General features: G+C 63.3%; 5 protein-coding genes and 3 pseudogenes. 3 read left to right on the top strand and 5 right to left on the bottom strand.

Annotated features, from left to right (window positions below; all coding sequences use genetic code 11):
• Together XpopCFBP1817_RS18890 and XpopCFBP1817_RS23330 are read right to left on the bottom strand one after the other, a co-directional pair.
• The coding region (locus XpopCFBP1817_RS18890; protein ID WP_341866020.1) for a UvrD-helicase domain-containing protein at positions 1-798 on the bottom strand (798 nt) is incomplete at its 3' end.
• 39 nt (positions 799-837) lie between these two features.
• Positions 838-1,065 (bottom strand): nuclease-related domain-containing protein, encoded by a 228-nt coding sequence (locus XpopCFBP1817_RS23330; protein WP_244171245.1) that lies wholly within the window; start codon positions 1,063-1,065, stop codon positions 838-840.
• Between the two features lie 295 nt (positions 1,066-1,360).
• Between XpopCFBP1817_RS23330 and XpopCFBP1817_RS18885 the strand changes: the two genes are divergently transcribed.
• Entirely contained in the window at positions 1,361-2,272 is a 912-nt protein-coding gene (locus XpopCFBP1817_RS18885) for a TrmH family RNA methyltransferase (protein WP_128418279.1), read from the top strand.
• A gap of 36 nt (positions 2,273-2,308) precedes the next feature.
• A pseudogene (locus tag XpopCFBP1817_RS21950) lies at positions 2,309-2,481 on the top strand (carboxylesterase); the annotation flags it as partial.
• A 29-nt stretch (positions 2,482-2,510) separates the two neighbouring features.
• On the opposite strand, the gene XpopCFBP1817_RS24160 reads toward XpopCFBP1817_RS21950, so the two are convergent.
• Positions 2,511-2,693 carry a hypothetical protein gene (locus XpopCFBP1817_RS24160; protein ID WP_425479131.1) on the bottom strand — a complete coding sequence of 61 codons (183 nt, stop codon included), beginning with the start codon at positions 2,691-2,693 and terminating at the stop codon, positions 2,511-2,513.
• Positions 2,694-2,711: 18 nt separating this feature from the next.
• A pseudogene (locus XpopCFBP1817_RS23325) lies at positions 2,712-3,681 on the bottom strand (DDE-type integrase/transposase/recombinase); the annotation flags it as partial.
• A 61-nt stretch (positions 3,682-3,742) separates the two neighbouring features.
• Here XpopCFBP1817_RS23325 and XpopCFBP1817_RS18860 point away from each other — a divergent pair.
• Positions 3,743-5,066, top strand: a pseudogene (locus XpopCFBP1817_RS18860) (carboxylesterase family protein); the annotation flags it as partial.
• A 41-nt stretch (positions 5,067-5,107) separates the two neighbouring features.
• Here XpopCFBP1817_RS18860 and XpopCFBP1817_RS18855 read toward each other — a convergent pair.
• Complete coding sequence (locus XpopCFBP1817_RS18855) at positions 5,108-6,088, bottom strand: neprosin family prolyl endopeptidase (protein ID WP_244171244.1); 981 nt, start codon at positions 6,086-6,088, stop codon at positions 5,108-5,110.
• Positions 6,089-6,188: the final 100 nt, after the last annotated feature.

Below are 6,188 nucleotides of genomic sequence, written 5' to 3'. Positions count from 1 at the left end.
TCGCTGATTTTTTGAAGGTATGGTCATCATCCAGTGCGTGTCACCACGGCTACGACTTGGTTGTTCGAGGTGCCCTTTACTGACCAATGCGTCCAGATACTGCTGGGCATTTGGCTGTGCGGGCGGAGGCTTGATGCCGTAGGCCTTTAGCTGCTCACCACACCATCCATGGAAATGACGCACACTCACGCGGTCCTGCACGCCATGCGCGTGAATGATGTGCTCCAGGCGGCCGGCAAGCGTTTTGTTGTAGCAGAGCACCAGCACCGGCTTGCCTTGACGCTTTGCAATCTCAACGCAGCGGTAGCCCAGGATCATTGTCTTGCCAGAGCCTGCCACGCCATGAATCACACGATGGCCATCCCCCATGGAGCGAGCAAGCTGCTCTTGCTGCAGATCCATCACCTTGATCAAGTCAGGGATGGCAATGGGTTTGTCCGGTTGGCTTGAGGCGAACAACTGCACCTGCTCGGGAGGAACGATACGTAGCTGCGGAAACAGATGCCAGCGAATCCGTTCGATCTGCGGCAAGCTGAGCTGGCATGAAAACGTGGCAGGGAACATGTCCCAGAGCCGTTTCTGAAACGCCTCGGTGTCCACCGACTCGGTCATCTCGTCCCGGCAGATCACGCTACCTGCCGCAATCACATTGCCTAATTCGGCCTCGTCAAACTGGGCGCGGCTGATGTTGCTAAACACCACGCCAAAACCCCAAGGCATGATGAGCTTGCCCTGATACTTGCTTCCTTCCGGAAGGCGCAGAGCAGCATCGTTGCGCATCAGCTTGCCGACTTCCATACAAATGTCGCGCGCTTGGCGTAAGGGATTGGACGTCACCTAGCGGCCGCGCTCGGTATGGAGTACGGCGGTGTCGCGGTCAATCTCAGCGATGGTCTCCAGTTTCCAGTCTTTGACCTCAAGTACCAGGATCCCGCGATAGGGATGCAACACAATAAAGTCTGGATGCCGGTGACTGGGGCCGATCGGCACGTCGTACCAGCAGATGTACTCATCGTCGAGCTTGTCTTCCAGACGCTGCGAAAAGCGCCGCTCGCCAGGTGTCATCCGGCCAGCACTACTGGACCTACTCGGAATAAGCGTAGCCATCGGAGCCCCGCTCCTTGGTATAGGTCCTAGCGTACCACTAGAGAAACCCTATGGATGAGCACCTCAGCCCAGTGAATCGCCCCCTCACCCCGACCGCCGGACACAGCCAATCGCGCCAGTGGCTTACCATCGTCGTCACTGCTCTTGCGGCAGCGGCTTGCCGGCACTGCAGGATGACCAATACAGCAATGGCGTGAAGGGACGGAAACGGCCTTTCCGGCACTGCAAGAAACACGAACGACTGGATACGACGATGACACAGCATGATGGACGGGGCTCACGACCGCCGCGCGATGGCGGCACCTCTGGCGCCTCGCACAACCCCTGGGGCCGCGCCGCGCCGCGCGCACCTGCAGCGCCCCCAGTCGCACCGCAGTACACGCCCTCAGCTACGCCCACTGCGTCTTCGACCTCTGGTGCCACCGCGCGCGAAGTGCGGCTGTACGGCATCAATGCGGTGCAGGCGGTGTTCAAGGCGCGGCCGCAGGCGTTGCGCAAGCTGTATCTGAGCGAGGCGCGCATTCCGCAGTTCAAGGCCCTGCTGGCCTGGTGCGTTGCCCAGCGCATCGGTTACCGCGTGGTCAAGGAGGCCGATCTCAGCAAGCTCGCCGCCAGTACGCACCACGAAGGCGTGGTGGCCGAGGTGCTGCGCGTCACCCCGCAGCCGTTGCAGGACTGGCTGGCCGCATTGCCGCAGGGGCCGGTGCTGGCACTGTGGCTGGACGGCGTGAGTAATCCTCACAATTTCGGTGCGATTTTGCGTTCGTCCGCGCACTTTGGTGTGGCGGGCCTGTTGCTGCCCGCCGGTTCAACGCTGGGCCTATCTGGCGCCGCGGCACGCGTTGCCGAAGGCGGCGCCGAAGCGGTGCCGCTGGTGCAATTGTCGGAGACTGTACTGGCGATGGCGCAGCTGCGTCATGCCGGCTTCGCGGTGGCCGCCACGCTGGTGGACGGCGGTGAGGATGTGTTCGCCGCCGCGCTGCCGCAGCGGTTGGTCTATGTGATGGGCGCAGAAAGCGAAGGCATGGACCGCCAGTTCGCACGCGATTGCGATCTGCAGGTGTCGATCCGCGGCAGCGGCAAGGTCGAAAGCCTCAACGTGGCCTCGGCCACTGCGGTCTTCCAGGCCGCCTGGCGTGCGCGCGTGCTCAGCGGGCCGTCCTGATGCGTTCGTTTGCCTTGCCCGCTTGCCATCGGCTGCATGCCGATGGCAAGCGCTTACGCGGCAGCTCCCGCCACAGCGGCTGCCCCCCCCTGGAAGTACATGCCGATCACGGCGCGGTGCGTGGGCAATGGCATGACGACGGCAGTGCGGTGCTGCGCACGATTCCGCTTGCCGCGCCGCCATTGGGCGCACTGCGCTGGCGGCCACCCGGTGCATGTCAAGATAGGTGTCGCCTGATTCATGCAGCTTTTTGAGTTTCGCTCGCTGCCGCGACGACGGCCTCCTTCTCCGGGTTCAACGCCCGATGGCGACGCACGTTGTTGTCCCAATGCACCAAGGTTGCTGCCCATTGGCGCGCGCTTTCCAGATCGGCAAACCCATTTGTCGGAAACTCCGGCTGGGACTTTGCCGTGCGCAACAGCGAGTTGACGAAGGCATTGTCATCACTGACTCGCGGGCGCGAATACGACGGCTTGATGCCCAGCCAGTGCAGCATCGCCAGCACGGAGGTGGCCTTGAACGAGGCGCCATTGTCGCCATGCAGCACCGGGCAGTGCGGGGTCCTGACGCGCGAGGTTCTCAGCCAGCGCGGTGCGTCTGACCAGGTGCGTGGCATGGCCTGACCCGTCGCTGTCGTGGACCTCCCAGCCGATGATCTTGCGGCTGTATAGGCCCATGATCAGGAACAGGTCGGCAAATCGCGGCTCATTGGCCATGGTCAGCACGTGGGCGCGTTCGTCTTCAGAGTGCATGCGCCGGGCGCGGTCGTAGCGCGTGGGGACGTCGATCGCCAGTGGCCAAGCCGTCATTGGATCTCCATCGTTGCAGGGTGCCTACATCAATACCGGCAATGCCATAGGCCTGTTCCAGCCGCGCGCCACCACGCTGGGCGTGTGCGATCTCTGCCACCATGCTTTGACGATCTTCCAGAAGGATCATGCGTCCTCGCCTTGCTGAAAATCGCCTCGCATTTTTTTGACAACACCAGCAACGCGGCCGTTTTGGCCAGCGCCTTGTCCTTAGCGTCGCAACGCTCGCTCAAGCTCCCGGATAGGACGCCGATCCTGTGTGTCCTGCAGGGTGCTGGCCCCGATCTCACCGGGCTGCGCCAGGCTCTGCTGGGCCGCCTGGCGCCACTGCGCCAGTTGTTGCGCAGACACGCCGTTGCTGCGGTACCACGCACTCCGCGAGGCCTGCTCCATACTGGCCGTCGTCAGCGCCGCATCGAACCGTGCCACCGAGGTCCACAGCCGCTCCCGCTGCGGCTCGGCCAGCCACTGGCTGAGCCAGCGCTCCAACGTCGCTTCGGATACGCCGATCTCCCGCGACACCGCACTCACCGCTACATTTTCCGGCGGCAGCAAGCGCGCCACCCCCCTGTTCTTGAGCTGTTGTCCGTATCGCGCCATTTCAACCTCTCGTCATCGCCCCGGTACCGTTCCTCTCCGGGCGACACCTATTGTGACGTAGCGGGCACCGCAGCCGGCTGTGGCATGGTCGGACGTGCGCGATGCCACTCAAACCGCCACGCCGTGTGTCCAACCGACGCTGGGCTGGAACAACGTCATGGTCAAACGCGGCACCGAAGATTGTCTTTACGTCGAAGTGCAGACGCCACAGCTGCAATCGGCCAAGCCGCTGCCGGTGTTCGTGTGGATTGACGGCGGCGCCAATGTGGCTGGCGGTGCGGATGGCCATCTGCCCACCAATCTGGTCGCACATACATGGTGATGGTGACGCTGCAGTACCGGCTTGGCGCGCTCTGCGTGCTCTCGCTGCCGGAACTGCGCGATGGCGACAACGACGCTGCCGGCAACGATGCCTTGCTCGTTCAGATTGCCAGGCTACAGTGGGTGCGCGACAACATCGCGCAGTTCGGCGGCGATCCTGCGCGGGTCACCATCGCCGGGCAGTCGGCCGGTGGCCAGAACGTGGGCTTGCTGATGCTCAGCCCGCTCGCGCGTGGCCTGTTTTCGGCGGCGATCGAGCAGAGCGGCACCGCCGGTTTCAGATTGCCGGCGCGTTCGCTGGAAGAGAATCGCGCGCCGGGTGTGAGTATCGCCAAGCGCGCGGGCATCGATGATCCTGCAACGCGTCTGGCGCAACTGCGTGCGCTGCCGGTCGAGCGAGTGATCGGGGCCGGGCAGGGTCTCGATGTGCCGGCATTGGACGACGATGGCTACATCTGGCTACATCTGGCTGCAGGCGGTTATCGATGGACGCGTGCTGCCACGTGCGCCGGCCGTGCTCTTGGCCGAAGCTGCACAGGCCAAGGTGCCGCTGTTGATCGGCTCCGTGGTGCAGGAGCTGGAATATGGCGGCAAGCAAGGCGCGCAGGCGCGTTTGCGTCGCGACTATCCCGCGCAGGCCGATGCCGTGCTGCAAGTGCAGCGTGCACACGGGGCGCAGCGTGCCGCACGTCAGGGCGATGCGGCGATGCAGCTGTCCACCGATCTCACCTTCCGTTGCCCGGCAGTGACCGTCGCGCAGCATCAGGCCGCGCTCGGCGTGCCGGTGTGGCATTACGTGTTAGATGCCGCCGCGCCTGGCGGGCCGGTGACGCATAGCGCCGAGCTGCCGTTCCTGATCAAGGACCTGCCGATTGGGCAGCCACCCGTGAGTTTGCAGCGCTATTGGGCCGCGTTTGTGCAGCGGAGTGGTCCGACTTGTCAAAGGCTTGCCCGCCTGGCCTGCGTTCGCGCCCAAGCATGCAGCATTGCAGTTCGACGCCCGTGGCGTGCGCCACCTCCAGGACGCCCGCCCGCTCGTGTGTGCAGGCGTGGACTTGCCGTAAGGGATCGCGCGCACTGCAAGCGTGCGCGCGATCAACTCAACTCAACGTGGGCAGCCCGGCCCGCCGAAGTAGAAGCCACCATTCTGCATTTCCGGCGACAGGCTGGTTCGCGAGACGCCAGCGCCCAAGGCATACGGATAGCTGTAACCGGCCATTGCCAGCGTGTAGCAGGACGGCTGCGGCACGATCAGTGACCTCAGGCGCTCCACGGGATGGGTGACCATCGCCGCATCGCGATAGAAATGGTTGGCCTGGAACGCGGCCTGGCGATAGCCCGCTTCTGCGAACTGACCGCTCCCCATGGGTGGGCTAGCTAAACCGCTATTGGTCGCGACTTCGCCACCTGCGATCACGTAAGCAACGCGTCCGTTCGCTAGATCCCCCGAATACAGTTCCGCCTTGTAGTAACCGATCCATTCGCCATCCACGCGCAGCCACCAGTTGCCGTCGTCATTCTTCTGGAATTCCACGCCCAGCATGGTCTGCTTGCCGCCTGCAATGCTGAATCCGGCGACCGGCTGAGCGCCCAAGACATGTCGCGTGCTGGTCTGCACGAAATCGCTGCAATCCAGATTATGGCAACCTGTCTTGATGTACCCGTCCTGGGTGGAATAAATGAAAATAACGGGCTGGTTGCCCCAGCCTGTGGCTGGCTGGATCTGCCAGCCCACTTCAAGGGTTTGCGTCTGCTTGCTTGCGCTTTCACCAGCGATCCATATCTGACTAAGTGTTTGAAGCTCGTCGGCGGAGCGTAATGCGGGCGCCCACACATTGATGTCGGCTCCTGCGCCTGAGACCGATGTGCCTGCAGTATCCAGAGAGACGGTTGAATAGTAATGCGTCACCGATGCTGCATACTGCGCCGCCGGCACGGCGTCAGCCTGCCTGGGTGCGATCACGCTCGGGGTGGTGCCACGCAGAAAGCTGCGCAGATCTGCATGCTTGCTTATCTCGGCCAGGCCGATGCGTTCGAGCGGCACGCTGCCGGTGTCGCAACGTTGCGCCGCATCGATCGGCGTCACCGTACCAACGTTGCTTGAGATCGCGGGCGCTGCGCTGGGCGGTGGTGGTGCTAAGAGCCCGTTCAAAGTCTTCCCGAATTATCCGATCATATGGAGATGA

The sequence above is a fragment of the Xanthomonas populi genome (assembly GCF_002940065.1).
In the GTDB taxonomy this organism is placed as follows: domain Bacteria; phylum Pseudomonadota; class Gammaproteobacteria; order Xanthomonadales; family Xanthomonadaceae; genus Xanthomonas; species Xanthomonas populi.
The sequence above is the reverse complement of the archived record's forward strand: the minus strand, read 5'-3'. Positions and strand labels throughout refer to the sequence as shown.